This is a genomic window from Kushneria phyllosphaerae (assembly GCF_900312995.1).
Classification (GTDB): Bacteria; Pseudomonadota; Gammaproteobacteria; order Pseudomonadales; family Halomonadaceae; genus Kushneria; species Kushneria phyllosphaerae.
In genome coordinates, this window is record NZ_ONZI01000001.1 from 714,491 (window position 1) to 739,667 (window position 25,177).

Below are 25,177 nucleotides of genomic sequence, written 5' to 3' on the forward strand. Positions count from 1 at the left end.
GACTTGCATTCGGTCTCAATGTGGGAGCAGGATAAGCTTGTCCAGTAAAACAGACAAGCGTCCGATATATCGGACAAGCCAATAATAACGACGATTGTCCGGAGTCACGCATGCCTTCATCACGTCATTTCGATGTCCTGATTCGCGGCGCACGAGTGCTGGATGGCACCGGTGCGCCGGCTTTGCAGGCCGATGTCGCCATCAGCGGTGAACGTATCGCGGCGTTGGGTGATCTCGAAGGCGCCAGCGCCGGGCAGGTGATCGACGCACACGGGTGCTATCTCGCGCCCGGCTTTATCGATGTCCATACCCACGATGACACCAACGTGATTCGCACCCCCGAGATGCTGCCCAAGCTTACCCAGGGGGTGACCACCGTGGTGGTGGGCAACTGCGGCATCAGCGCCTCGCCGGTACGCCTTCGCGGCAACACCGTTCCTGACCCGATGAACCTGCTGGGGCGGCACGAGGATTTCGTCTACCCGGGCTTTGCCGACTATGCCGAGGCGGTGAATGCGGCCAGGCCTGCCGTTAACGTGGCGGCGCTGGTCGGCCATACGGCGCTGCGCGCCAATCTGATGGACGCCTTTGACCGCCCGGCCACCGGGGATGAGATCGAATCGATGCGCGCCGCGCTTAAACAGGCGTTGGATGAGGGTGCCATCGGCATGAGCTCGGGACTGGCCTACAAAAACGCTCGCCACGCGCCGCTTGAAGAGATGCACGCGCTGGTCGATGAGGTGGGCCGTCATGGTGCGCTCTATACCACCCATCTGCGTGATGAGTTTGCAGGTCTCCCGGAGGCCATGGAGGAAGCCTTTACCACTGCCCGTCACGGTGGCGCAGAGCTTGTCATCTCGCATCTGAAGTGCGCCGGTGTGGGGAACTGGGGCAACGCCCCGCTGGCACTCAAGCGCCTTGAAAACGCAGCACGGAGCCAGACCTGTCACTGCGACTGTTACCCCTACACGGCCGGCTCCTCGACGCTGGATCTGGGGCAGGTGACCAACGAGATCGACATCTTCATTACCTGGTCCGAGCCGCACCCCGAGATGGCACGCCAGCCGCTTGAGGAAATCGCACGTGTCTGGGCCGTGTCGCTAATGGAGGCCGCCACACGGCTGCAGCCGGCCGGCGCGGTTTATCACAACATGTCGGAAGCCGACATGAGACAAATCCTGGCCCATCCGCTGGCCATGGTGGGCTCCGACGGTCTGCCCAACGATCCGCACCCGCATCCACGCCTGTGGGGCGCCTTTCCGCGCGTGATCGCTCACTACTGCCGCGACGAGAAGCTGTTTGAGCTTCCGGAAGCCATCCGCAAGATGACCGGTCTTTCGGCGCGCAACTTCGGCCTGACCGATCGCGGCGAGATTCGCGAAGGCGCCTTTGCCGATCTCACGCTATTTGATCTGGCAACGCTTGACGACGTGGCCACCTTCAGTGACCCGATCGCCCCGGCGCGCGGGATCGAGCTGGTGATGGTCAACGGCTGTATTGCCTACCAAAACGGCGCGCTCGTGCAGCGTGCCGGGCGCATGCTGCGCCGCGATGAAGCCTGATCCCTTTTTCATGGCATGACCGACAGCATTTTATTTAATCCACAGGAGTAACCCATGAGCATCAAGCGTTATGGCACCGGCGGCGGTATCGGCACCGGCGGGCAGAAACTGCCGTTTGCAAAGGCCACCGAAGCCGATGGCTGGCTGTTTGTCTCGGGTCAGACCCCGATGACCGATGGCGAAGTGGTCGAGGGCGGCATCATCGAGCAGTCGCGACTCGCGTTTGCAAACTGTCTGGCGATCATGAAAGACGCCGGCTACGGCGTGGAAGATGTGGTGCATGTCACGGCGGTGCTGACCGATGCGCGCTATTTCAGCTCGTTCAACAAGGTGTTTGCCGAGATTTTCGGCGACCACCCGCCAGCGCGGATCTGCAGCGTTCAGGACCTGGTGGTGGATTGTAAGGTCGAGGTCGACATGAAGTGCTTCCGGGCCGACCGCAAGGGCTGACCCTTCCTTTTACAAGCACAAGCCGGGCCGGTGAGTACTTCCCTGTCCCGGCGGTTCCAGACACTGAAAGCATCATGGCGTTAAAAGACCTGCCCAATAACCACAAGAGGTCCTCCCATGCATACCACCTTCTTTCTGATCGGATTTTTTGCCTTTTTACTGGCGATGATCGTTTTTGGCAGCGTGATGTCACGGCGCTACCGCGGCGATGGTGACAACTTCCTGCTCGGCGGGCGCGGCGTGCCCGTCTTTTTGACCATCGGCACGACCGTGGCGACCATGGTGGGCACCGGCTCCAGCATGGGCGCGGTCGGCTTTGGCTATAACAATGGCTGGGGCGGAGCGCTTTACGGTATCGGTGGGGCGATCGGCATCCTGCTGCTGGCCTGGTGGTTTGCCCCCATGCGTCGGCTTCGTTTCATGACCATGAGCGAGGAGCTTGCCTATTACGTGGGCGGCAGTCGGCTGGTGCGCAACGTGGTGGCGGTGCTGATCTATGTGGCCAGCATCGGCTGGCTGGGCGCTCATATCCTGGGAGGGGGCATGTATCTGTCCTGGATTGCCGGTATCGATCTGAATCTGGCCAAGATCATCGTGGCGATCGGCTTCGGGCTTTACTGCGTGATCGGCGGCTACATGGCGGTGGTCTGGACCGATACCGTGCAGGCCGTGCTGCTCTTTTTGGGGTTTATCGCCATGGCGGTGTTTGCGCTGATCGATATCGGCGGGTTCTCGCATCTGGGGGATAACATGAGCCCGGGCGCGGCCGAGAGCTGGTTTGGCGTGGCGCAGCTGGGGCTGGTGCCGGCGCTGTCGCTGGCGGTCGTGGTCGGTGTGGGCGTGCTGGCCACACCGTCGTACCGTCAGCGTATCTATTCGGCGCAGTCGGTGAGCAGCGTGCGCCGCTCTTTTGTGTTTACTGGCGTGCTGTATCTGGCCTTTTCCATCATCCCGGCGATTGTCGGCATGGCGGCGCATACGCTGGCGCCGGATCTGGATAACAGCAACTACGCCTTTCCCTATCTGGCCACTCAGGTGCTGCCGATGGGTATGGGCATGCTGGTACTGATTGCCGGGCTTTCCGCCACCATGTCGAGCGCCAGCTCCGATGCGCTGGCAGGCGTGGCGATCATGATGCGTGATCTGTGGGTCATGACAACCGGACGGACACCGGCGCCGGAGAAGGTGGTCTTTTTCTCGCGTATCGCACTGGTGGTGACCATCGGTCTGGCGCTGGCCTTTGCGCTGATCACCGACAACGTTATTACCTATATCACCACCATGATTGCCACCGTCATGTCGGGACTTTTTGTCTGCGGTCTGCTGGGGCGTTTCTGGACGCGCTACAACTGGCAGGGTGCAATGGCCACGCTGGTCGCCGCCTCTACCACCTCACTGATCGTCTCGGCCAGTGGCGGGCTCAAGGCGTTCTGGGGCAACCCCAGTATTCCGGCGGTCGTGGTGGCGATGCTGGTGGGTGTTGTGGTCACCCTTGCCACGCCACGCTCAAGCATCACCCGTGAGCAGGCCCTCATGACTCTGAATGAGGAGCGCGCGCGTATGGAAACCCCTGCCGTCAAAACTTGAGAAAAGTGGCCTATAGAAAAGGGGCGCCCCCATTGATAGGAGCGCCCCTTTTCCATGAGCTTCCATACGCGGATATCTAAAGCGGGTCAGCTCAGAACATCACGCGTAGCAGGCCGCCGACCAGCTCGCGCAGTTCTTCTACCAGCGTGGCAATGCCGTAACAGGCGATAAACGCCAGCGGGTAGAACCAATGCGGCGCCGTCTGGCTGAAGCCGGCAAACCAGGCGCCAATGCGCTGAAAGGGGGGTAACAGTGCGACCTGAACGGTCAGAATCGCCAGCGCGCCTCCGCCGATGATATCGGTAATGAAGTGAAAGCCGAGATAGATGCGGGTAAAGCAGAGCAGGGTGGCAAAAGCGATGGCGACCAGTCCCAGTTTGCGATGCAGGCGCCAGATGACATAGGCCAGCCCGATATATACTGCGGCATGATCACTGGGAAACGAGCTGAAATCGTGCAGGGTCTGGGCATCGATCCCGGTGGGCGGGGTCATGTTCAGCGTCTGGTCCTGCAGAGGGCGGGGATGCGCCGGGGTCAGCTGCTGCATGATGCGGCTGAGCGCCGCCGATCCGAAGGCCGCAACGGTGCAGGCCAACAGTTCCGCGCGACGAGGCATCAGTGATGGCATGAACCACAACGCCCAGAAGCCGGCGACGAGCACCACCCCCGAAATCAGGTTCTGATAGGAGAGCACGTTCATGACGAAATCAAACAGCGCGCTTTCACGGGCCATTTGATTGATGCCCAGCATGATCCGGTCTTCCATGCCCAGTGGCATGACAAAGGTGATCAGCGTGGTGAGCACCAGCAGTGCCAGTGCTGTCAGGGCCACAAGACTTTCGCGAATCATGGGGGATCGAGAAGTCCTGCCGTCATACCGAGCGGATGAGGTCGTCATGAGCTACCAGATTAAATTTAAATTAATGTGACCGTAGTATGACGATTCAAAACTCCATAAATTGTGTCACTTCGTGCATATTGTTTTGCCTGTCGATACAAAAAAGCCCGAATGCATACATCCGGGCGTGGTTTTATACGGTGCCAATGTTGATCAGCTGTCCTGTCGGCGCAGGTAGTCATGCACCACGGCGATGTCCTGTTCGCCCAGGCCTGCATTTACCGCATCGCGCCAGATCTCGCTGATGCGCATCAGTCCCGGCAAGTCAGTATCACCAGCGGCATCGAGTGCGAGCAGGGCATCCTTGAGACCCCACTCCAGCGCCATCTGAGCGCTGTACTCCTCACTGCCAATCTTGTCGAGCTTGGCCTTCACGTAGGGCGCGGCCAGCGGGCCACCGTCGAGCACCGACCAGAATTCTTCGGTAGAAAAGCCAAGCGTCTGCGCCAGGCGGGCGCTTTCGGCAATGCCCTGCATCATGTGGATCAGCCAGGCGTTGACGACAAGCTTCATGCGCGAGCCACGTCCGGCATCGCCCAGCCAGACCACGCGTTTGGAGATGGCGTTGAAGACTGTATCGATGCCGTCGGCAGCCTTTTGATCACCGCTGGCCAGCACCGAGATGGTGGCCTGCTCGGCCGGCGCCTTGGTGCCGGAGACCGGCGCATCGATAAAGACCACATCCGGACGCGCCGTTTTGATCTCGCGAATCAGCGTTTCGGTCTGCTCAACGCCAATGGTGCCCATCTGGATCACCACGCCCTTTTCGGGCAGATGACTCAGCGCGCCGCCGTCACCCAGCAAAACGTCACACGTCGTCTCAAAATCCGGCAGCATGGTGATGACAAATCGGGCACCGCTGACGGCGTCAATGGCACTGTCGGCATTGAGCGCCCCGCGTTCGGCCAGATCGTCTCCGCGTGAACGGGTGCGGTTCCAGACCCGTACCGGCAGATCATTTTTCAACAGGTTGGCGGCAAAGGCGTGGCCCATGGCGCCCAGGCCAAGGACAACAACGGTCGTGTCATGTGACATGAGGCAGTGCTCCATTGAGGATGGCAAACAGGTCGCATCAGCGTAGCGCGACGAGCTCCAAAGGAAAACGCAATAACGCCCCGACAGGGCGGGGCGTTAGGGTGATGGCGCAGAAGATCTTACGGCGTCAGCACGATCTTTCGGCAGTCATCTTCCTTGGCATCAAACAGGCGATAGGCCTCGGCGGCCTGGTCGAGTTTCATGCGATGGCTGATGATCGCTTCGGGCTGGAGTCTGCCCTGGTCAATAGCTTCCATCAGGGTCGGCAGATAATCATGAACGTGCGTCTGGCCGCCCTTCATGGTCAGCCCCTTGTCGAAGAAGTCGCCGATCAAAAAGCCATTCACGGCACCGGCGTAGACCCCCGGAATGCTGATGCTGCCCCCGCGACGAACGGCGGCCATGCACTGATGCAGGGCGATATCGCTGCTTTCGACCTCGAAGTTGTTCATGGCGGGCATTTTGCCGCCGTGCCCCTTGGCCTCGTAACCTACCGCATCGATCACGGCGTCCACGCCACGACGGCCTTCGCTCATTTGAATGATGGCTTCGGCCACATCCTCGACCTGATCAAAGTTGAGGGTCTCGACGCCATAGGTCTTCTGCGCGAAATCAAGGCGATACTGCTGATTGTCGACCATGATGATCTGCTCGGCACCTTCCATGCGTGCACACGCCGCTGACATCAGGCCCACCGGGCCGGCCCCGAAAATGGCTAAGCTCGAGCCCCTTGTGACGCCGGCGTTAAGCACGGCCTGGTAGCCGGTCGGCAGGATGTCCGACATGAACAGCACCTGCTCGTCGTCCAGGCCGTTCGGGATGGCATAGGGGCCGGCATTGGCGTTTGGCACGCGCACGTACTCGGCCTGACCGCCGGGAATGCCGCCGTACATGTGTGAAAAGCCAAACAGCGCTGCCGGCGCCGGGATCGACTTCTTGTTCAGCGCCGCGCCCTCGTTGGGGTTGGTGGTCTCACACGCCGCATACAGCGAATGCTGACAGAAAAAGCAGCTGCCGCAGGCAATCACGAACGGCACGACCACGCGATCTCCCTTCTTGACGCTGGTGACGGCAGGACCGGCCTCTTCAACGATGCCCATGAACTCGTGACCAAAAATGTCGCCGGGCTCGGTGGCCGGCATCGAGCCGCGGTAAAGGTGAAGATCAGAGCCGCAGATGGCCGTCGAGGTCACGCGCAGAACAATATCATCGTCCTGCTGGAGTGTGGGTTCGGGAACGTTTTCAACGCGAACGTCGTTGCTGCCCTGATAAACCAGTGCCTTCATGATGTTTCCTCCGTGAAATTTCCGGTCAGCGTGGTGACCGACAATATGGGCGATGGTCGACGTCCTGCCGACACGGGAAGAAGGATAGAAAGCAAGGCGATAGTCTGCTAACGATTTATCGATACGTGATGTAAACGGGTGGGTCTGTCTATCTATCAGACGGACAGTGATGGTTGCCCGTCATGAGAAGGCAAAGGAAAGGGGCGATGACAGCGCTGACATGACAACGGGCGCCTCCTGAAGAAGGCGCCCGTTGATGGCCCGTGGTGGCTTGCCTGTCAGTCGCTAGGCCAGTGCGGCAAAGACAAAAAACAGCACCAGAACGATGCCGGCCACGATCACAATCAAAAGCCGCGGGTCCTTCATGGCATCATCCTCTTTGGGCCGGGCGGCCGTGGATTACTCACTGTCGGCCTGAGAGTAGAGCACGCGCGTGCGCAGGGTATGGTTGACCTCGCGCAGGGCATTGAGCGCCTGTTCACCATAAGCCTTGTCGACATCAATGACCACGTAGCCGACTTCTTCATTGGTCTGAAGAAACTGCGCAGAGATGTTGATGCCTTCATTACCCAGTACGCGGTTGATCTCGGAAAGCACTCCCGGCACGTTGGCGTGAATATGTAAAAGGCGGTGCTTGTCCGGGTGCGACGGCAGGGCGACTTCGGGAAAGTTGACCGAGGTGATGGTCGTGCCGTTGTCGGAAAAGGTAATCAGCTTTTCGGAGACTTCAACACCGATGTTTTCCTGCGCCTCGACGGTGGAGCCGCCAATGTGGGGGGTCAGGATCACGTTATCGAATTTGCGCAGCGGCGAGACAAATTCCTCGTCATTGCCCTTGGGCTCGACCGGGAAAACGTCGATGGCAGCGCCCAGCAGTTTGCCGGATTCCAGCACCTCAGCCAGTGCCTCAATGTCGACGACCTTGCCGCGCGAGGCATTGATCAGGTAACTGCCCTGTTTCATCAGCGCCAGTTCGTCACGACCGATCATCCAGGTGGTTGAACGGGTTTCCGGCACGTGCAGGGTGACGATGTCGGCGCGCGCCATCAGCTCCTGTAGGCTGCCGACCTGGCGGGCGTTGCCCATGCCCAGCTTGGTGATGGTGTCGTAATAGATGACGTTCAGGCCTACCGACTCGGCCATTACCGACAGCTGGGCACCGATGCTGCCGTAGCCGACGATGCCCAGCGTCTTGCCACGGGCCTCAAACGAGTTGCTGGCGGACTTCAGCCAGCCACCCCCATGGGCGCGAGCATTTTTCTCGGGGATGCCGCGCAGCATCATGATGGTCTCGGCCAGAACCAGCTCTGCAACCGAGCGGGTATTGGAGTAGGGCGCATTGAACACCGGAATGCCGAGCTTGAGGGCCGCCGGCAGATCCACCTGATTGGTGCCGATGCAAAAACAGCCGATGGCGACCAGGCGCTCGGCGGCGCTCAACACACGTTCGTTCAATTGCGTGCGCGAACGAATACCGATGAAATGGGCGTCGCGGATCTTCTCGATCAGATCCTCTTCGCTCAGCGACGTCGTCAGACGCTCGATATTGCTGTAACCGGCATTTTGAAAGTTGTCCACGGCGGACTGGTGGACGCCCTCGAGCAGCAGAACCTTGATCTTGCTCTTGTCCAGAGACGTTTTAGCCATGTGCGCATCAACCCTTTAATCGGCTGGCCTGAGGGAAAGTCGGAATACGGATAGCGGGCGTGGCCCGATATCGGCCGAAATCAATCGGGCATCGATGTGGCAGCGGGAGAGGCTGCCCGGATGGCCCGGCTCGGCGGGGCGGTTATCCTAGCATGGTGGCGGTCATGGTGCATGGCCTGCCCCTGCGCGCCTCGTTGAAACTTCCGCATTTTTCAGATGAATCCGGTGCAGGCAGGGGCTTTTCAAAGTGGGTTGTGTGATGCCCTGATCCGTGGGCCGGGCGGCGTCAAACGCGTAGCGGATGTGTATACTTGGAGGCTGTCGGTGCCTGAGCGTTGCCGACGTCTTGATCTCAAGCCATGTACCGGCGTTCACAGGATTACGCATGACAACAAGGCCCGAGTCCGCGCACTTGAATGATCAGACCGCTGCAGCGTCATCGACGCCGGCGGTGCAGACCCCGTCCGATTTCGCCGGGGCCCTGACCGCGCTTGAAGCTCTGGTCAGACGCCTGGAATCGGGGGATTTAAGCCTTGAAGCCTCGCTTGAGGATTTCGAGCACGGCATCGCGCTGGTTCGTGACGCGCGCACGCGCCTTGAACAGGCCGAGCTGCGGGTACAGCAGCTGCTGGAGCAGAGTGACGGCTCACTGATGTCACCACCGCTGGATGAACAATCGCGAGACAACGACGCATGATGGGTGAGACATGACGGTGGACACGGCGGGGGTGAATGTTGGCGCCCTGATGACAACGCTGCGTGACAGGATCGAGACGCAGCTGGGCGCGGTGCTGGAAAACGCAGCGCCTGCGCAGGCTTCCCGGCTTGAAGAGGCCATGCGCTACAGCGTGCTGGGCGGTGGCAAGCGACTGCGCGCCATTCTGGTCTACGCCGCCGGTCAGGCACTGGCGGCAGACGACGCGGCACTGGATGCCCCGGCTGTGGCGCTTGAGCTGATTCATGCCTACTCGCTCGTCCATGACGATCTGCCGTGCATGGATGACGATGATCTACGCCGTGGGCGGCCCACCTGCCACCGCGCCTTTGACGAGGCCACGGCCCTGCTGGCAGGCGATGCCCTGCAGACGCTGGCCTTTGAAGTGCTGGCCGGAACCGGGCAGCCGCGGGCCGCCGAGATGGTGGCAACGCTTGCCCGCTGTGCCGGCCGTGCCGGCATGGCCGGGGGCCAGGCGTTGGATCTGGACGCCGTGGGTCGCCAGCTGGATGTTGAGGCCCTGATGGCCATTCATCATCACAAGACCGGTGCTCTGATCGAGGCGGCACTGTCGCTGGGCGCGCTGGCCGCACCCAGCGTTCAGCCGGTGCATCTACAGGCGCTGAGCGAATATGCCCGGGCCATCGGGCTCGCCTTCCAGATTCAGGACGACATTCTGGATGTGACCGGCTCGACCGAGGTGCTGGGCAAGACCCAGGGCGCCGATGCGCTGCGTGACAAGCCGACCTATCCGGCGCTGCTCGGGCTGGAAGAAGCACAGCGCCGGGCCCGCGCCCTGCTGGATCAGGCGCTGGCAGCCCTGACCCCGCTGGGCGAGCGTGGCGAGACGCTGGCCGCCATCGCCCGTTACATGATCGAGCGCGATCACTGACACGACCGTGCGTTGGACAAGACACTTATTGATGTCCCGGGGTTATACAGGACCAGGGACAGGATCCTGACAGGCCATTGAGGCGCTATGAAGCTGTTTGACAATATACCCACCACAAGACCGGCCACGCCGCTGCTGGACCGCATCGAGGCGCCTTCGGACCTGCGCAGCCTCGATGAGCAGCAGCTTCTGCGCCTGGCCGACGAACTCAGGGCTTTCCTGCTCTATAGCGTCGGCTGTACAGGGGGCCACTTTGGCGCCGGCCTTGGGGTCATCGAGCTGACCATCGCGCTGCATCAGCAGTACAACACGCCGCACGACCGACTGGTCTGGGACGTGGGTCATCAGACCTATCCACACAAGATCCTGACCGGGCGACGCGAGGCGATGGAAAGCATGCGCCGCTATCGGGGTCTGGGTGCCTTCCCGCGTCGTGAGGAGTCGACCTATGACACCTTTGGCGTGGGGCATTCCAGTACTTCCATCTCGGCGGCACTGGGCATGGCGCTGGCGGCGCGTACCCGCGGTGACAATCGTCGCGTGTGTGCCGTGATTGGTGACGGTGCGCTGACGGCCGGCATGGCCTTCGAGGCGCTGGCGCATGCCGGCCACGTCGATGCCAACATGCTGGTGGTGCTCAATGACAACGAGATGTCGATCTCGGAAAACGTGGGCGGCATGGCCACCTATCTGGCCCGCATTCTCAACAGCGGCCCCTATGTGGCGGCCCGCGAGGGCAGCAAGCGGGTGCTGTCGCATCTGCCCGGCGCGCTGGACATTGCCCGACGTACCGAAGAGCACGTCAAGGGCATGCTCACGCCGGCCACGCTCTTTGAAGAAATGGGCTTTAACTACGTCGGCCCCATCGACGGTCACGATCTGCCGCTGTTGATTCGCACCCTGCGTGAGCTGAAAAACCGCAAGGGACCGCAGTTTCTGCACATCGTTACCCGCAAGGGCAAGGGTTTCGAGCCTGCCGAAGGCGACCCGATCGGCTATCACGCGATCACCAAGCTCGAAAAGGACAAAAGCGAGGTGCCACCGGTGCCCGCCCCCAAAAAGTTCAAGTTCTGCAACGTCTTCGGCCAGTGGCTGTGCGATACCGCCGAACGCGATGCGCGTCTGGTCGGCATTACGCCGGCCATGCGTGAAGGTTCCGACATGATTCGCTTCTCAAAGGAGTATCCGGAGCGTTACTACGACGTGGCGATTGCCGAGCAGCATGCGGTCACGCTGGCCGCCGGCATGGCCTGCGAAGATGTCAAGCCGGTGGTGGCGATCTACTCCACCTTCCTGCAGCGCGGCTACGATCAGCTGGTCCACGATGTCGCCGTGCAGGGCCTCGATGTGACCTTTGCCATCGACCGCGCCGGTCTGGTCGGTGAAGACGGCGCGACCCATCACGGCACGCTGGATCTTTCCTATCTGCGCTGCGTGCCGGGCATGGTGGTCATGGCGCCCAGTGACGAGCGCGAGTGCTATCGCATGCTGACCACGGCCTATCAATACGAAGGGCCGGCGGCGGTGCGATATCCGCGTGGCACCGGACCGGGTACGGCCTTTGAGCCGGGTCTTGAACCGCTGGAGATTGGCCGCGCCGATCTGCGACGGGAAGGTCAAAAGGGCGAGCAGGGTGTGGCGCTGCTGGTCTTTGGCAGCCTGCTGACGCAGGCGCTCAAGGTCGCCGAGCGGCTCGATGCCACGGTGTATGACATGCGTTTTGTGAAACCGCTGGACCGTGAGGCCATCCTGGCAGCGGCGGCAGAGCACGGTCTGGTCGTGACCCTTGAAGAGAACGTGATTGCCGGCGGGGCCGGCAGTGGCGTCGGCGAACTGCTAGCGGCTGAAAACGTGCGCACTTCTCTTTTGCATCTGGGCATCCCCGATCACTTCATCGAGCACGGCACACCCGGTGAACTGCTGTCTGAGTGCGGGCTGGATGCCGAGGGCATCGAGGCCTCGATTCGCCGTCGTCTGGGTCACTGACGCCCTTCATCAACCGGAAACAGAATCATCTCATGCTGATTGTTACCTTTATTGCCGCCATGATTGGCTATGCCATCGGCCGGCTGCCCGGGCTCCTGTTCGGGGCCCTTGTGGGCTACGCGCTGGTGCGCTGGCTGCGCGTCAAGCTGATCGGCAAGCTGGCCGAGCGCCAGACCCGCTTTCTCTCGGCCACCTTCTCTGTGATGGGCGCCATGAGCCGTGCCGATGGCGAGGTGTCCGAGCGTGAGCGTCAAAGCGCCGAGGCCGTGTTTGACCGGCTGAACCTCAACGGTGAGCAGCGTGAGAAGGCGCGCGCCGATTTCGAGCGTGGCCAGCAGGACCACTTTGATCTTGAAGGGGAGCTCGCCGGGCTGCGCCAGATTGTCGGGGCGCAGCGCGGGCTGTTGCAGGTCTTTTTCCAAGTACAACTTGTAGCGCTGGCCGCCGATGGCAAGGTCGAACAATCCGAGCGTGACATGCTGATGCGGGTGGCCAGGGGGCTGGGCTGCTCGCAGGAGGAGCTTTCACGTCTTGAGGCGATGCTCAACGGTGCTGCCAATGCCGGTGGCACTCAGGAAAGTGCCCAGCCGCTGGAAGAAGCCTATCGAGTGCTGGGAGTGTCAGCTGAAGCCACCGACGCCGAGATCAAGCGCGCCTATCGCAAGCTGATGAGTCAGAACCATCCCGACAAGCTCGCCGGCAAGGGCATGCCCGACAGCATGCGGCGCATGGCCGAACAGCGTACCAGCGAGATCAGCAACGCCTACGAGCGGATCACGCAGGCGCGCGGACAGGGCTGAGTCTGGCCCCGGCGGCGCCCGCCGCCGGGAGTTTATTGAGCGCTTTTGGTCTCTCGGATCTCGCTAAAGCGCTGCTCCATCTCGTGCCGCAGTTCGCGGCGTCTCAGGCCGGATTCAAAGCGCTGGCGCTCAACGTCAGTGGCGGGCTCGATCTGCGGCACCTCCACCGATTTCCCATCATCGCCGACGGCCACCATGGTGAAATAGCAGCTGTTGGTATGGCGGACCACGCCGGCGCGGATGTCTTCGGCAATCACCTTGATGCCGATTTCCATCGAGGAGCGTCCGGTATAGTTGACCGAGCCCAGAAAGGTGACCAGTTCGCCGACATGGATGGGCTGGCGAAACATGACCTGATCCACTGACAGCGTGACCACGTAGTGCCCGGCCCAGCGGCTGGCACAGGCGTAGGCGACCTCATCAAGATATTTCAGCAGTGTGCCGCCGTGGACCTTGCCGGAAAAGTTGGCCATGTCCGGGGTCATCAAAACGGTCATGGTGATCTGGTGGCGCGGTGTGTCCATTCCCTCTCTCGCTTCTCATCGTGTTGTTATGGTCAGACCTTCGACGTCGAGCATAACCCATCGACCCGGACCTGCGGGTGCTATCGTCATGGCAAATTCGCCCGGGGATGACTAGCATGGCCTCGCCGCTGTCGATATCGGCTGCGGCGTTCGCCATTCATTCACCGGGGAGTGTCATGAAGGTCACCGAGGCAGGATTTGAGCAACCCACCGCGCGCTATCTATGGCTGTATGTGCTGATCGTGTGGGTCGGACTCAATCTTCGCCCCTCGATTGCCGCCGTGGGCCCCCTGCTGGATCGGATTCAAAACGAGCTGTCGGTGAGCTACACCACGGCTTCCCTTCTGACCACGCTGCCGTTTCTGGCCATGGGGCTGGCCTGTTTTCAGGGCATGCAGCTGATTCGGCGCTGGGATCGACACCGCATCGTCATGGGATCTCTGACCCTGATCGGGCTGGCCTCGCTGGTACGCCTTGGCGGCGATAGCTTCATGCTGCTGGCCCTTTCGGCGATCGCGATCGGTGCGGGCATCGCCCTGATCCAGGCGCTGATGCCGGCCCTGATCAAGGTCACGCTGCCCAACACGGTCGAAACCGCCACCGGGCTTTATATCGGCGCCATTATTGGCGGCGGGGCACTGGCCTCGGGCCTGGCGCCCTGGTTTGCATCGATGGGTGGGTGGCGTCTGGGGCTGGCCGGCTGGGCCATTCTGGTGCCCGTGGCGCTTTTGCTGTGGCATCGCCTGGGCAGCCAGATGCTCACGCCGGTACCGCGTGAGCGCTCTGCCGAGGCCACACCCCTGTCGCGTATTCCGCGGGCCTGGACGCTGGCGCTCTTTTTTGGCTTCGGCACGGCCGGCTATGCCTGCGTCATGGCATGGCTTCCACCGTACTATCTGGCGCTGGGCTGGAGTGCCGGGGATGCCGGGCTGCTGCTGGGCTATGTGACCCTTTTGCAGGTGATCGCCAGCGTCGGTGCGCCCTTTCTGGTGCGCTACAGTCTGGACCGGCGTCGGGCGCTGTATCTGACGGTGGGAATGTCCCTGATCGGCTTTATCGGGCTGTGTTTCAAACCCGACGGCGTGGCCTTTGCCGTGCTGTGGGGCACGCTGCTGGGACTGGGCATTGGCGCGCTCTTTTCGCTCTCCGTGCTGGTGCCGATGGACCATCATCGTGACCCCGCTCGGGTGGGCGATCTTGCCGCCTTCGTGCAGGGGCATGGCTATCTGGTCGCGGGGGCCGCCACGCTGCTCTCCGGCATGGCGCGTGACATGCTCTCAAGCTTTGCGACCGCCTGGATGGCGCTGGCCGTGCTGTTTGCCGCCATGCTGGTGATGAGCTGGCGCTTTGATCCGCACTATTATCCGCGCCATATCGACTGATGCATCCTCCGGGCGCCTCGACAGGGCGCCCGGGGAGTGTCGCGCCTGATTCAGGGGTGCTCGCGGTCGACGTCACTGGCCGCTTCAAACTCATCGAGTGCCATCATGTGGCCCAGCTTGCCGACCTTGGTCGACAGGTACTGCTCGTTATGGGCATTGAGCCCGGTGGTGAGCGGTACGCGCTCGCTGATTTCGATGCCGGCCTTTTGCAGGGCGATCACCTTGCGTGGATTGTTGGTCATCAGCCGCAGTCGGGAGATGCCGAGCTGTTCAAGCATCGGAATGCAGATGTCGTAGCGGCGCATATCGGCTTCAAAGCCCAGCGCTTCGTTGGCCTCGACCGTGTCGGCACCGCCATCCTGCAGGTGGTAGGCCCGAATCTTGTTCATCAGGCCAATGCCACGACCTTCCTGACGCAGGTACAAAAGGGCGCCGCGGCCCTCTTCGGCAATGCGCTTGAGCGCAGCCTGCAGCTGATAGCCACAGTCACATCGCATTGAAAAGAGCGCATCACCGGTCAGGCACTCGGAGTGCACGCGGCCGAGTACGGGCTCACCATCGGCGACATCGCCCAGCGTGAGGACAACATGATCCTTGCCGGTCTCGTCATCTTCAAAACCATGCATGGTGAACGTGGCCCAGGGCGTGGGCAGACGGGAGCTGGCAATAAATCTGATCGTCACAATAACCTCGGTAATAACCAGTGAGCCATTCCGATGGCTCCTGGCAACATCCTATCAGGGGTTGGCATTTATCGACATTGTTCAAGGGTAGACAAGTGAATGACCAGATTCCCTTTTCGATACGGATGGAAACAAGAGGGGGCAGGGAGCGTGTTCTTGCCATCAGTGGTCAGTGCTCATCTGCCTTTTCCATGCAGGACGTCATATCGAAGTCTCTACAGTCTTTCCGGTTTGGATGGCATCGCTTTTTGCAGGCTATCTGAAAGCGGTTATATGTGTGGTATTGAAGGATTGATGCCAATCTCTAGTGGCAATGCCCGATAAGAGGTGCCGGTTTTAATCAATGCAGACAAGGACATCGAGTGTGTTTCGTATCGTTTAATGCTAATTCGTTTATTTCTTGAATGGCTGGCATAACGCATGGAGTATGCGAATGACGTTTATTGAACCGCTATATGAAAAGTCTCAGAGTCTCTGGCTGGGCTTTATTGATCTACTTCCCTTGCTGGTCATCGCCGCTGTTGGCCTTGTCATTACGGGATGTATATCGGTACTTCTGACCTTTTTGATAAGGAAGTCTTTCAGAACATCGAAGATTCGCCGTTCGCTGCACGATTTATTTATCAGTCTGACCCGAGTGGCCGTGTGGGGAATAGGTTTTTTGATAGCGACCACGATCATATTTCCCAGCCTTACGCCAGCAAAGCTGCTGACAGTACTGGGACTGGGGTCGGTCGCCGTAGGTCTTGCCTTCAAGGATATTTTTGAAAATTTTTTTGCTGGCGTTCTCATCATGCTGCGCAAGCCAATGCGTATTAACGATTTTGTAGAATGTGAAGGGGTCAGCGGTCGAGTAGAACAGATTACGGTCCGAGAAACCTATCTTCGCAAGACCGATGGTCAGCTCGTATTGGTGCCCAACAGCTTTCTGTTTAAAAATCCTGTTTCCGTGCTAACGGATCTGGAGACGCGTCGCTACGATCTCGTGGTGGGCGTGGCGTACAGCGAAGATGTCGACAAGGCGCGCCAGGTCATTACCACGGCGCTTGAAGGCGTCGAAGACATTGATCAACAACGCGGCATCGAGGTTTATGCGTGTGAGTTTAATTCCTCATCACTTGATTTTACCGTTCGGTGGTGGGCGCAGTCGCCACCCATTTACAAGTACAAGAGCAGAGACCGGGTCGTGACGGCCATCAAGCGTGCTCTGGACGAAGCCGGGATCGAAATTCCCTTCCCTTATCGGACACTCACTTTCAAGGATCCTTTAACGCTGACCAGTCAGGCTGATGATGAGTGACGTATCTGACAGGGTACGACCTTCACTCGAATGTCGTCGGAGACCCTTCCGGGTCTGCCTTGTCCGGCACGTCCTGTGCCGGACGCGATGGTCTTCGGTGCTCAATCAGCAGGGGCGGGGGCACAAAGTGATGTCCATCGATGGGACATGCCCTGTCACACGGTTGTCTGCGCTACAATGAAGCGACATTTTGCTGTCGGATGATCTTGTCTGCATGACTCTCAAAAATGATCGCTTTTTGCGCGCGCTGGCGCGCCAGGACGTTGACCGTACACCGGTCTGGATGATGCGCCAGGCCGGCCGCTACCTGCCCGAATATCTCAGGGTTCGAAAGCAGGCGGGCAGCTTCATGGACCTGTGTCGCAACCGCGACATGGCCTGTGAGGTCACCCTGCAGCCGCTGGAGCGTTTTGATCTGGACGCGGCCATCCTGTTTTCCGACATCCTCACCATTCCCGATGCGATGGATCTGGGGCTTTACTTTGTGCAGGGCGAAGGGCCGATGTTCAAGCGCCCGGTGCGCGATGCGGCCGCCATCAACGCGCTCAAGGCCCCCGATGCCGATCGTGATCTTGACTATGTCATGAACGCCGTCTCGACGATTCGTCGCGAACTTAATGGCCGCGTGCCGCTGATCGGCTTTTCGGGCAGCCCCTGGACGCTGGCCACCTACATGGTGGAGGGTGGCCCCAGCAAGGACTTTAGACACGTCAAGGGTCTGCTCTACGGCGACCCCGCCGCGCTGCACCAGCTGCTGGACACGCTGGCCACGGCCGTGACCGACTATCTCAACGCCCAGATTCGTGCCGGTGCTCAGGCCGTGCAGATCTTTGATACCTGGGGTGGGGCGCTCTCAACACCGGCCTACAAGGCCTTCTCGCTGGCCTACATGGAAAAGATCGTGCGAGGTCTGATTCGTGAGCATGACGGCCGCCGCGTGCCGGTGATTGTCTTTACCAAAAACGGCGGTCAGTGGCTTGAAAGCATCGCCGACATCGGTGCCGACGGCGTCGGACTGGACTGGACCACCGAAATGAGCGATGCCCGCGCCCGCGTGGGCGACAGGGTCGCCCTGCAGGGCAATCTTGACCCCTCGGCGCTGTTCGGGTCACCGAAGGTCATTCGTGATGAGGTGGCGCGCATTCTGGAAAGCTATGGCCCCGGCAATGGCCACGTGTTCAATCTGGGGCACGGTATTTCCCAGTTCACGCCGATCGAGAATGTGCAGGTCTTTATCGAGGCACTCCATGAACTCAGCCCCCAGTACCATCTCGGATAGCACCACCGCGAGTAACCACGACGCGCGCCCCACTGACCCGGACTGGCCGGGTCAGCTGGTGGTCTTTGACGGCGATTGTCCGCTGTGCCGCCGTTCGGTGCATGCCATCGTGGCCCACGAAGCGCAGCCCATCACGGGCCTGGTGACCCTTCAGTCCGCCCTGGGCCATCGGCTGGGCGCGCATTTCGGTGAGGATGCCAATGATCTGGACAGCATGTGGCTGGTCCGTGACGGCGAGCTTTATCGTGACAGTGACGGGCTCTGGCGCACGGCGCAGTCGCTGAAGGCACCCTGGTCGGCCGCCGCCGGCCTGCGCTGGTTGCCCGTATCCCTGCGTGACGGCGCCTACCAGCTGGTCGGACGCTATCGTAAACAGCTGGCCACCGACCCGGGCATGAAGGGGGACGTGCAATCACGACTGCTCACCTCACTGACCCGCGGGCAGTGTGAGCGCCTTTCACTGCCAGACGCGCTGGCCGACACCTGATATTGCCATCCGGCCTCATTATGGTGCGCCGCTGTGGGCACCGGCGCCATATTGGGGCCATTCGGGCAGCGGTCAGGGCGTAGTACGGATATCAAGTGTCCTGAAGGCCTCTCCTTTCTCCTTGAAAAACAGCGCCGTGGCGCTGTTTTTTTACATTCTGGAACACTCCTTGCAATACCGTCATGGACGTCGCGGGCCTATGCCATCGCGTCGCATCATTCAACAACCCGGAGTGTTGCAATGAACATGACAACAAAAAAGCCATGGACCTGGGCGAGTGCGGCAGGATTGGCGCTGCTGGCCACACTGGGGCCGTCGACCTCTTTTGCAGCCACGCTTGATGATGTGAAAAGCCGCGGCCAGCTGCGCTGCGGGGTCAGCGATGGCCTGGCCGGATTCTCCTCTCCCAATGCTCAGGGGCAGTGGCAGGGTATTGATGTCGATTTCTGTCGCGCCGTAGCCGCGGCCGTGTTCGGTGATCCCGACAAGGTGAGCTTTGCCGCGCTGACGGCCAAGGAGCGCTTTACCGCGCTACAGTCCGGTGAGGTCGATCTGCTCTCGCGTAACTCGACCTGGACGGCCTCGCGGGATAACGCGATGGGTCTGACCTTTGCCGGCGTCACTTTCTATGACGGTCAGGGCATGATGGTGCGCAAGGACCTGGGGGTCTCGAGTGCGAAGGAGCTCGATGGTGCTTCGGTCTGTGTCATCTCCGGGACCACCACTGAACTTAATCTGGCGGACTATTTTCGCGCCAATGACATGGATTACAACGGCGTCAGCTTTGATGAGACCGATCAGTCGGCGGCCGGTTTTGACAGCGGGCGCTGCGATGTCCTGACCTCGGATTCTTCCCAGCTGGCCGCGCTGAGGCTCCAGCTTGCCGACCCGGAAAGTGCTGTGATTCTGCCCGAGCGCATTTCCAAGGAGCCGCTGGGGCCTGCGGTGCGCCAGGGTGACGAGCAGTGGATGAAGGTGGTGCGCTGGACGCTCTACGCCATGCTCAATGCTGAAGAATCCGGTATCAACAGCGACAACATCGACGAGATGCGCGACAGCCCCAAAACGCCGGATGATGCGCGCCTGCTGGGCCGCGACGGCAACTTTGGCGAGCAGATGGGACTTTCCAATGATTGGGCTTATAACATCATCAAGGGCGTGGGCAACTACGGCGAAATCTTTGAGCGCAATGTCGGCATGGATTCGCCGCTGACCCTTGAGCGGGGCGAAAACGCGCTGTGGAACGATGGCGGACTGCAATACGGGATGCCGGTGCGATAGAGCACCAGTGACGCGCGCCATTCGGCGCGCGCTGTCCCTGATGCGGGGTCGGTCGCAGGGGCCGGCCATCATGCCACTGGAGAATACTGCTCATGTTGCGTCCCTCCGTTTCCATCCCGCGCCGCGGTCGCGGGCCGCTTTGGCGTGACCCGGCGGTGCGGGCCCTTTTCTTTCAGGTGATGTTGCTGGCGATGGTGCTGGGTGCCATCGGTTTTTTAATCCACAACACCATGACGAACCTGGACGCCCGGGGCATTCGCACCGGGTTTGAATTTCTTGATCATCGGGCCGGCTTTCCTGTTTCCCAGACCCTGATCGACTATTCCAGCAACACCAGTACCTATGGGCGCACCTTTCTGGTCGGACTGGCCAATACGCTGCTGGTCTCCGCACTTGGGATTGTCGCCGCCACGATCATCGGATTTCTGGTCGGCCTGGCAAGGCTCTCGCCCAACTGGCTGCTGGCGCGGCTGGCCGGGGTCTACGTCGAGATCTTTCGCAATATTCCGCTGCTGTTACAGATCCTGTTCTGGTACTTCGCGGTGCTGCGCACCCTGCCCTCGCCGCGTCAGAGCCTCTCGCTGCTGGACAGTTTTTACCTCAACGTGCGCGGACTGATCATGCCGGCCCCCGAGGCGCAGGCCGGCTTCATGGCAACACCGCTGGCTCTGGCCGCAGCGGTGGTGGGTGTGATCGCGCTGGCGATCATCGCGCGTCGGCGCCAGGCAGCGACCGGACAGCAGTGGCCGGTATTGCCCCTGAGTCTTTTGCTGTTGATCGGTTTGCCGCTGGCAACGTTCTGGATGACCGGTGCGCCGCTTGAGTGGTCGACCCCTGAGCTTTCCGGCTTCAATTTTCGCGGCGGCATGCAGGTGTTGCCGGAGCTGGTGGCGCTGTGGCTGGCGCTTTCCATCTATACCGCGGCCTTTATTGCCGAGATCGTTCGCTCGGGCATTCAGTCGGTGCCGCACGGTCAGACCGAGGCGGCGCGCTCGTTGTCGCTGCCCGGTAGACTGACCATGCGCCGGATCGTCATTCCCCAGGCCATGCGGGTGATGGTGCCGCAGGTGACCAGCCAGTATCTCAATTTGATCAAGAACTCATCATTGGCCACGGCCATTGGTTATCCCGATCTGGTCGCGGTCTTTGCCGGCACCACGCTTAATCAGACCGGGCAGGCCATCGAGGTCATGACCATGACGATGCTGGTCTATCTGAGCATCTCGCTGATCGTGTCGGCGCTGATGAATCTCTACAACGCGCGCATGTCGCTCAAGGAGCGTTGAGATGTCTGCCATTGCTCGTGATACCGACGAGATGCTCATCGCGTCACGCCCACCGCCCACGCCGCAGGGCGGGGTAATGTACTGGCTGCGCACGCGGCTCTTTTCAGGGCCGGTCAACAGCGTGGTGTCGATCGTAACGCTGCTGCTGATTGTCCGGCTGGTCTGGCCGGTGATTGACTGGGCGCTGATTCAGGCCGACTGGGTGGGCAGCTCGCGTGCCGACTGCACCAGTGACGGTGCCTGCTGGGTGTTCATTTCCACCCGCTGGAGTCAGATCGTCTACGGCTTCTACCCGCTGACCGAGCGCTGGCGGGTGGATATCGTGCTGGGGCTTTTTTTTACGCTGATCGTCTGGCTTGTGATGCCGCGCCTGCCCGGCAAGAGAGCGGCGGCGCTGATGGCGCTGGTGGGCCTGCCGATCATCGCCTGGGTGTTGCTGCTCGGCGGCATGTTCGGCCTGCCTCATGTGCCGACCCGGGCATGGGGTGGGCTGATGCTGACGCTGACCATTGCCGCGGTAGGCATTGTGGGTTCCCTGCCGCTGGGGGTTGTGCTGGCGCTGGGGAGACGCTCGAAGATGCCGCTGGTGCGTGCCATCTGCGTGATCTTTATCGAGTTCTGGCGCGGCGTGCCGCTGATTACGGTGCTGTTCATGTCGTCGGTGATGTTGCCGCTGTTCGTACCGGCCAACGTGGAGTTCGACAAGCTGCTGCGGGCGCTGATCGGCATCATGCTGTTCTGGAGCGCCTATATGGCGGAGGTGGTGCGCAGCGGATTGCAGGCCATCGATAAGGGGCAGGGCGAGGCGGGCGCGGCGCTTGGGCTGGGGTACTGGCTGCGCATGCGCCTGATCATTCTGCCCCAGGCGCTCAAGCTGGTGATCCCGGGCATCGTCAATACGTTCATTGCGCTGTTCAAGGACACCTCGCTGGTGCTGATTATTGGGCTCTTTGACGTGCTGTCGATCATTCAGGCGGGGCTGACCAACAGCGACTGGCTGGGTTTTGCCATCGAGGGCTATGTCTTTGCCGCGCTGGTGTTCTGGGTGTTCTGCTTTGGTATGTCGCGCTATAGCCAGCACCTGGAGCGTCGTCTCGATACCGGCCATCAACACTAGTGCCAACCACCATCAGCACGGCCCATAAGCGCCGTGTACCGGAGTGTTCTTCATGAGCGATACCCAGCACAGGCCGGCCGCTACGGGGGAAGCCACCCCCATGGTGACAATATCGCGGCTGAATAAATGGTATGGCGACTTTCACGTTCTGCGCGACATCGATCTGAGCGTGGCCCGCGGCGAGCGCATCGTTATCTGTGGGCCGTCGGGGTCGGGCAAGTCGACCCTGATTCGCTGCATCAACCATCTGGAGGCGCACCAGCAGGGCGAGATTGTGGTCAACGGCATTCCCATGACCAACGACGTCAAACGCATCGAGCAGATCCGGCGCAATGTCGGGATGGTCTTTCAGCACTTCAATCTCTTCCCGCATCTGACGGTGCTGGAAAACTGCTGTCTCTCACCCATCTGGGTACAGAAAAAGCCGCGCCGCGAGGCTGAAAAAAGCGCGATGGAATATCTGGAACGGGTGCGCATCGCCAATCAGGCCCACAAGTACCCGGGCCAGCTCTCCGGCGGTCAGCAGCAGCGCGTGGCGATTGCGCGGGCGCTGTGCATGCATCCGGAGGTGATGCTCTTTGACGAGCCGACCTCGGCACTGGACCCGGAGATGATCAAGGAGGTGCTCGACGTCATGATCGAGCTGGCCCATGAAGGCATGACCATGCTGTGCGTCACCCATGAAATGGGCTTTGCCCGCACGGTGGCGGATCGGGTGATCTTCATGGATGAAGGCCAGATCGTGGAATCTGCCCCGCCCGAAACCTTTTTCAACGAGCCGCGCTCATCACGCACCCGCGAATTTCTTGGCCAGATCCTGGGGCACTAGCCCTGATGGTCATGGAGCGGTGGCCTGTCTGACTGGCGGATTGTCTGACTGATAAATTGCCTGGCCGGTCGAGGCCTGACCGGTTTTTTAAGGTTTGTCGGTTTTTTTAATTCCTTTACTCTTTGAGGCTTCGATCTGCTCAAGCCAGGGCCCCGGCGCGTCGTTAATCAGAAACGTTTCTGATTCATCATAACCAAGGGCCTTGTCCATGCGGCGCTCCATCGGTACCCGTATTCAGCTGATCTGTATTGCCCTGGTGGTCACGGCACTGGTCGTCACCGGTGCCACAATCTATATCGCCAGCCGTGAGGCGCAGCTTGCCAGTGCGCAGCAAAATGCCGCGACGCTTGGCAACAGCGGCGCCGGCGCCATCGGCCAGTGGTTTGAGACCCGGCGGGGAATCGTTGAGTCGATCGCGCATCATCTTGATGACGGCGATGTCATGGCGGGCCTTGTGAAGGGCAACGACGCCGGCAAGCTGCTGGCCACCTATGTCGCCTGGCAGGACGGCCGGACCCTGTTTTCCGATCAGTGGGAGGCACCTTCCGATTACGTGGCCAGCGAGCGCGAGTGGTATCAAAAGGCAGTGGCCGCCGGCCATACCATCATTACCGAGCCCTACATTGATGCCACCTCCGGTGGCCTGGTGCTCTCCTTTGCCACGCCGGTCATGGACGGTGGTCGTCCCTCCGGGGTAGTGGCCGCTGACGCCGTCATTACCCAGGTCAGCGCCCAGACGCTGAAGATCCGCCCGACGCCTTCAAGCTTTGTCTTTATCACCGATGGCAATGGCCGAATCCTGGTGCATGCCGATGCCAAACGCATTCTTAAGCCGTCCACCGACCTGTCACCGGCACTGAGCGCTACGGCGCTGGCCGACATGGGGCGACGCGACGCGCTGACCGATGTCAGCATCAATGATCGCGACTACCTGATTTCGGCCACCCCCATCCCGGGCGTGGACTGGCAGCTCAATATCGCCCTTGATCGCAGCGAGGCGCTGGCGGGGCTGGCCTCGATTCGCAATACCACGCTGGCAGCGCTGTTGATCAGTACGCTGGTGGCGGGCGTTGTGCTGTGGCTGGCGCTCAGGCCGGTGCTGGCCCGTCTTCGCCGGGCACACGAGGCCATGGAGAATGTGGCCAACGGCGAGGGCGACCTGACCCGACGCCTGCCGGTTGAGGGTAGCGATGAAATTTCCGCCATTGCGACGGCCTTCAATGCCTTTGCCGATCGCATGAACGATACGCTGATCGAGATCCGCGATGCTTCAAGCCAGGTCCAGAATGCGGCCGGCGAAATCTCCTCCGGCGGGCACGATCTCTCCCGACGCACCGAGAATACGGCAGCCAGTCTGGAACAATCGGCGGCGGCCATGGAGGAGCTGACCAGCACGGTCGAACATTCGGCCACCTCCACGAAGGAAGCCAACGGTCTGGCCTTTGATGCCGCCTCCATGGCGCGCGGTGGCGGCGAACAGATGCAGGTCGTGGTGGCCACCATGTCGCGTATTCGCGAGACGTCCGGCAAGATCGAATCGATTGTCGATGTTATCGACGGCATTGCCTTTCAGACCAACCTGCTGGCACTGAACGCCTCGGTTGAGGCGGCACGGGCCGGCGAACAGGGCCGCGGCTTCGCGGTGGTGGCGCAGGAGGTGCGCAACCTCGCCAACCGCAGTGCTCAGGCGGCCACGGACATCAAGACGCTGATCACCACCTCGAGCCATGAGACGGTCCGCGGTGCGGAACTAGTCAATGCCGCCAGCCAGGCGATGGGCGAGATCGTGGGCAAGGTCGGGCGGGTCAGTACGGTGATCGACGAGCTCAGTCGCGCCACCAGCGAGCAGTCCACCGGCATCGGTCAGGTCAATCAGGCGATCACCCAGCTCGATGATATGACCCAGCAAAACGCTGCGCTGGTCGAGCAGTCGGCCGCCGCCGCCGAGTCGCTCAGCCAGCAGGCGCAGCGGCTGTCCACCACGGTGGGTGCCTTCAGGCTGCGCGAGCGCAGCGTCTACTGACGTTCGAATCCCGGTCCGTTCCCGGGCTATCACATCAGGGCCCCGTCACGGTGAGACGTGTCGGGGCCCTTTCGTGGCTCCGGATCATGTCGGTCGCTATCGATGCGATAGCCGCAGTATTGATCGGT

Annotated in this window: 23 protein-coding genes; 16 read left to right on the forward strand and 7 right to left on the reverse strand. The window is 61.0% G+C overall.

Translation table 11 applies throughout. From position 1 onward, the window contains the following. Positions 1 to 110: 110 nt before the first annotated feature. The 3 genes from KSP9073_RS03145 (at position 111) to KSP9073_RS03155 (ending at position 3,599) form a co-directional block, all read left to right on the forward strand. Positions 111 to 1,562: an N-acyl-D-amino-acid deacylase family protein gene (locus KSP9073_RS03145; protein ID WP_108841478.1), complete on the forward strand. Its 1,452-nt coding sequence runs from the start codon at positions 111 to 113 to the stop codon at positions 1,560 to 1,562. Positions 1,563 to 1,616: 54 nt separating this feature from the next. Beyond that, positions 1,617 to 2,012 (forward strand): RidA family protein, encoded by a 396-nt coding sequence (locus KSP9073_RS03150; RefSeq protein ID WP_108841479.1) that lies wholly within the window; start codon positions 1,617 to 1,619, stop codon positions 2,010 to 2,012. 117 nt (positions 2,013 to 2,129) lie between these two features. Further along, a complete protein-coding gene (locus KSP9073_RS03155) occupies positions 2,130 to 3,599 on the forward strand; it encodes a sodium:solute symporter family protein (RefSeq protein WP_108841480.1) in 1,470 nt (489 codons plus the stop codon). 91 nt (positions 3,600 to 3,690) lie between these two features. Here KSP9073_RS03155 and KSP9073_RS03160 read toward each other — a convergent pair whose 3' ends face one another. The 4 genes from KSP9073_RS03160 to serA form a co-directional block, all read right to left on the reverse strand. After that, positions 3,691 to 4,449, reverse strand: coding sequence for a phosphatase PAP2 family protein (locus KSP9073_RS03160; protein WP_165814133.1), 759 nt, complete (start codon positions 4,447 to 4,449; stop codon positions 3,691 to 3,693). Between the two features lie 201 nt (positions 4,450 to 4,650). Further along, positions 4,651 to 5,532, reverse strand: coding sequence for an NAD(P)-dependent oxidoreductase (locus KSP9073_RS03165; protein WP_108841482.1), 882 nt, complete (start codon positions 5,530 to 5,532; stop codon positions 4,651 to 4,653). Positions 5,533 to 5,651: 119 nt separating this feature from the next. Next, positions 5,652 to 6,818 carry a zinc-dependent alcohol dehydrogenase gene (locus KSP9073_RS03170; protein ID WP_108841483.1) on the reverse strand — a complete coding sequence of 389 codons (1,167 nt, stop codon included), beginning with the start codon at positions 6,816 to 6,818 and terminating at the stop codon, positions 5,652 to 5,654. Positions 6,819 to 7,217: 399 nt separating this feature from the next. Continuing rightward, positions 7,218 to 8,465 (reverse strand): phosphoglycerate dehydrogenase, encoded by a 1,248-nt coding sequence (gene serA / locus KSP9073_RS03175; protein WP_108841484.1) that lies wholly within the window; start codon positions 8,463 to 8,465, stop codon positions 7,218 to 7,220. 385 nt (positions 8,466 to 8,850) lie between these two features. Between serA and xseB the strand changes: the two genes are divergently transcribed. The 4 genes from xseB (at position 8,851) to djlA (ending at position 12,858) form a co-directional block, all read left to right on the forward strand. Next, positions 8,851 to 9,162 carry an exodeoxyribonuclease VII small subunit gene (gene xseB, locus KSP9073_RS03180; RefSeq protein WP_108841485.1) on the forward strand — a complete coding sequence of 104 codons (312 nt, stop codon included), beginning with the start codon at positions 8,851 to 8,853 and terminating at the stop codon, positions 9,160 to 9,162. A 10-nt stretch (positions 9,163 to 9,172) separates the two neighbouring features. Next, the gene (locus KSP9073_RS03185) at positions 9,173 to 10,072 is read left to right on the forward strand and encodes a farnesyl diphosphate synthase (protein ID WP_243409094.1); all 900 of its coding nucleotides are present in this window, start codon (positions 9,173 to 9,175) and stop codon (positions 10,070 to 10,072) included. Between the two features lie 87 nt (positions 10,073 to 10,159). Then, entirely contained in the window at positions 10,160 to 12,058 is a 1,899-nt protein-coding gene (gene dxs, locus KSP9073_RS03190) for a 1-deoxy-D-xylulose-5-phosphate synthase (protein WP_108841486.1), read from the forward strand. 32 nt (positions 12,059 to 12,090) lie between these two features. Continuing rightward, the gene (djlA, locus tag KSP9073_RS03195; RefSeq protein WP_108841487.1) at positions 12,091 to 12,858 is read left to right on the forward strand and encodes a co-chaperone DjlA; all 768 of its coding nucleotides are present in this window, start codon (positions 12,091 to 12,093) and stop codon (positions 12,856 to 12,858) included. A gap of 32 nt (positions 12,859 to 12,890) precedes the next feature. Here djlA and KSP9073_RS03200 read toward each other — a convergent pair whose 3' ends face one another. Then, positions 12,891 to 13,382: an acyl-CoA thioesterase gene (locus KSP9073_RS03200; protein WP_108841488.1), complete on the reverse strand. Its 492-nt coding sequence runs from the start codon at positions 13,380 to 13,382 to the stop codon at positions 12,891 to 12,893. Positions 13,383 to 13,498: 116 nt separating this feature from the next. Here KSP9073_RS03200 and KSP9073_RS03205 point away from each other — a divergent pair, with 116 nt between their 5' ends. After that, a complete protein-coding gene (locus KSP9073_RS03205) occupies positions 13,499 to 14,764 on the forward strand; it encodes an MFS transporter (RefSeq protein ID WP_165814134.1) in 1,266 nt (421 codons plus the stop codon). A 50-nt stretch (positions 14,765 to 14,814) separates the two neighbouring features. On the opposite strand, the gene ribA is transcribed toward KSP9073_RS03205, so the two are convergent. Then, entirely contained in the window at positions 14,815 to 15,447 is a 633-nt protein-coding gene (gene ribA / locus KSP9073_RS03210) for a GTP cyclohydrolase II (RefSeq protein WP_108841490.1), read from the reverse strand. A gap of 433 nt (positions 15,448 to 15,880) precedes the next feature. Between ribA and KSP9073_RS03215 the strand changes: the two genes are divergently transcribed. The 7 genes from KSP9073_RS03215 (at position 15,881) to KSP9073_RS03245 (ending at position 23,026) form a co-directional block, all read left to right on the forward strand. Then, on the forward strand, positions 15,881 to 16,747 hold the full coding sequence (locus KSP9073_RS03215; protein ID WP_108841491.1) for a mechanosensitive ion channel family protein: 867 nt from the start codon (positions 15,881 to 15,883) through the stop codon (positions 16,745 to 16,747). 214 nt (positions 16,748 to 16,961) lie between these two features. Further along, entirely contained in the window at positions 16,962 to 18,026 is a 1,065-nt protein-coding gene (hemE, locus tag KSP9073_RS03220) for a uroporphyrinogen decarboxylase (protein ID WP_108842019.1), read from the forward strand. Then, a complete protein-coding gene (locus KSP9073_RS03225) occupies positions 17,995 to 18,513 on the forward strand; it encodes a thiol-disulfide oxidoreductase DCC family protein (protein WP_165814135.1) in 519 nt (172 codons plus the stop codon). Before hemE ends, KSP9073_RS03225 begins: the two co-directional genes overlap by 32 nt. Positions 18,514 to 18,759: 246 nt before the next feature. Next, positions 18,760 to 19,794, forward strand: a complete 1,035-nt coding sequence (locus tag KSP9073_RS03230) for an amino acid ABC transporter substrate-binding protein (RefSeq protein WP_108842020.1) — start codon at positions 18,760 to 18,762, stop codon at positions 19,792 to 19,794. A gap of 92 nt (positions 19,795 to 19,886) precedes the next feature. Further along, complete coding sequence (locus KSP9073_RS03235; RefSeq protein WP_108841493.1) at positions 19,887 to 21,080, forward strand: amino acid ABC transporter permease; 1,194 nt, start codon at positions 19,887 to 19,889, stop codon at positions 21,078 to 21,080. Between the two features lies 1 nt (position 21,081). Beyond that, complete coding sequence (locus KSP9073_RS03240; RefSeq protein ID WP_108841494.1) at positions 21,082 to 22,197, forward strand: amino acid ABC transporter permease; 1,116 nt, start codon at positions 21,082 to 21,084, stop codon at positions 22,195 to 22,197. A 100-nt stretch (positions 22,198 to 22,297) separates the two neighbouring features. Beyond that, positions 22,298 to 23,026: an amino acid ABC transporter ATP-binding protein gene (locus KSP9073_RS03245; RefSeq protein ID WP_108842021.1), complete on the forward strand. Its 729-nt coding sequence runs from the start codon at positions 22,298 to 22,300 to the stop codon at positions 23,024 to 23,026. An 87-nt stretch (positions 23,027 to 23,113) separates the two neighbouring features. On the opposite strand, the gene KSP9073_RS17855 is transcribed toward KSP9073_RS03245, so the two are convergent. Continuing rightward, positions 23,114 to 23,236, reverse strand: coding sequence for a hypothetical protein (locus tag KSP9073_RS17855; protein ID WP_279310037.1), 123 nt, complete (start codon positions 23,234 to 23,236; stop codon positions 23,114 to 23,116). Here KSP9073_RS17855 and KSP9073_RS03250 point away from each other — a divergent pair. Then, positions 23,235 to 25,049: a methyl-accepting chemotaxis protein gene (locus KSP9073_RS03250; protein ID WP_108841495.1), complete on the forward strand. Its 1,815-nt coding sequence runs from the start codon at positions 23,235 to 23,237 to the stop codon at positions 25,047 to 25,049. The genes KSP9073_RS17855 and KSP9073_RS03250 overlap by 2 nt on opposite strands. The last annotated feature ends 128 nt before the right edge of the window (positions 25,050 to 25,177 follow it).

Excerpts from the sequence above, each read along its gene's own strand:
- KSP9073_RS03145 (WP_108841478.1), top strand. The coding sequence starts at position 111 with ATGCCTTCATCACGTCATTTCGATGTCCTGATTCGCGGCGCACGAGTG.
- KSP9073_RS03150 (WP_108841479.1), top strand. The coding sequence starts at position 1,617 with ATGAGCATCAAGCGTTATGGCACCGGCGGCGGTATCGGCACCGGCGGG.
- KSP9073_RS03155 (WP_108841480.1), top strand. The coding sequence starts at position 2,130 with ATGCATACCACCTTCTTTCTGATCGGATTTTTTGCCTTTTTACTGGCG.
- KSP9073_RS03160 (WP_165814133.1), bottom strand. The coding sequence starts at position 4,449 with ATGATTCGCGAAAGTCTTGTGGCCCTGACAGCACTGGCACTGCTGGTG.
- KSP9073_RS03165 (WP_108841482.1), bottom strand. The coding sequence starts at position 5,532 with ATGTCACATGACACGACCGTTGTTGTCCTTGGCCTGGGCGCCATGGGC.
- KSP9073_RS03170 (WP_108841483.1), bottom strand. The coding sequence starts at position 6,818 with ATGAAGGCACTGGTTTATCAGGGCAGCAACGACGTTCGCGTTGAAAAC.
- serA (WP_108841484.1), bottom strand. The coding sequence starts at position 8,465 with ATGGCTAAAACGTCTCTGGACAAGAGCAAGATCAAGGTTCTGCTGCTC.
- xseB (WP_108841485.1), top strand. The coding sequence starts at position 8,851 with ATGACAACAAGGCCCGAGTCCGCGCACTTGAATGATCAGACCGCTGCA.
- KSP9073_RS03185 (WP_243409094.1), top strand. The coding sequence starts at position 9,173 with ATGACGGTGGACACGGCGGGGGTGAATGTTGGCGCCCTGATGACAACG.
- dxs (WP_108841486.1), top strand. The coding sequence starts at position 10,160 with ATGAAGCTGTTTGACAATATACCCACCACAAGACCGGCCACGCCGCTG.
- djlA (WP_108841487.1), top strand. The coding sequence starts at position 12,091 with ATGCTGATTGTTACCTTTATTGCCGCCATGATTGGCTATGCCATCGGC.
- KSP9073_RS03200 (WP_108841488.1), bottom strand. The coding sequence starts at position 13,382 with ATGGACACACCGCGCCACCAGATCACCATGACCGTTTTGATGACCCCG.
- KSP9073_RS03205 (WP_165814134.1), top strand. The coding sequence starts at position 13,499 with ATGGCCTCGCCGCTGTCGATATCGGCTGCGGCGTTCGCCATTCATTCA.
- KSP9073_RS03215 (WP_108841491.1), top strand. The coding sequence starts at position 15,881 with ATGACGTTTATTGAACCGCTATATGAAAAGTCTCAGAGTCTCTGGCTG.
- hemE (WP_108842019.1), top strand. The coding sequence starts at position 16,962 with ATGACTCTCAAAAATGATCGCTTTTTGCGCGCGCTGGCGCGCCAGGAC.
- KSP9073_RS03225 (WP_165814135.1), top strand. The coding sequence starts at position 17,995 with ATGAACTCAGCCCCCAGTACCATCTCGGATAGCACCACCGCGAGTAAC.
- KSP9073_RS03230 (WP_108842020.1), top strand. The coding sequence starts at position 18,760 with ATGACAACAAAAAAGCCATGGACCTGGGCGAGTGCGGCAGGATTGGCG.
- KSP9073_RS03235 (WP_108841493.1), top strand. The coding sequence starts at position 19,887 with ATGTTGCGTCCCTCCGTTTCCATCCCGCGCCGCGGTCGCGGGCCGCTT.
- KSP9073_RS03240 (WP_108841494.1), top strand. The coding sequence starts at position 21,082 with ATGTCTGCCATTGCTCGTGATACCGACGAGATGCTCATCGCGTCACGC.
- KSP9073_RS03245 (WP_108842021.1), top strand. The coding sequence starts at position 22,298 with ATGGTGACAATATCGCGGCTGAATAAATGGTATGGCGACTTTCACGTT.
- KSP9073_RS03250 (WP_108841495.1), top strand. The coding sequence starts at position 23,235 with ATGCGGCGCTCCATCGGTACCCGTATTCAGCTGATCTGTATTGCCCTG.
- KSP9073_RS17855 (WP_279310037.1), bottom strand. The coding sequence starts at position 23,236 with ATGGACAAGGCCCTTGGTTATGATGAATCAGAAACGTTTCTGATTAAC.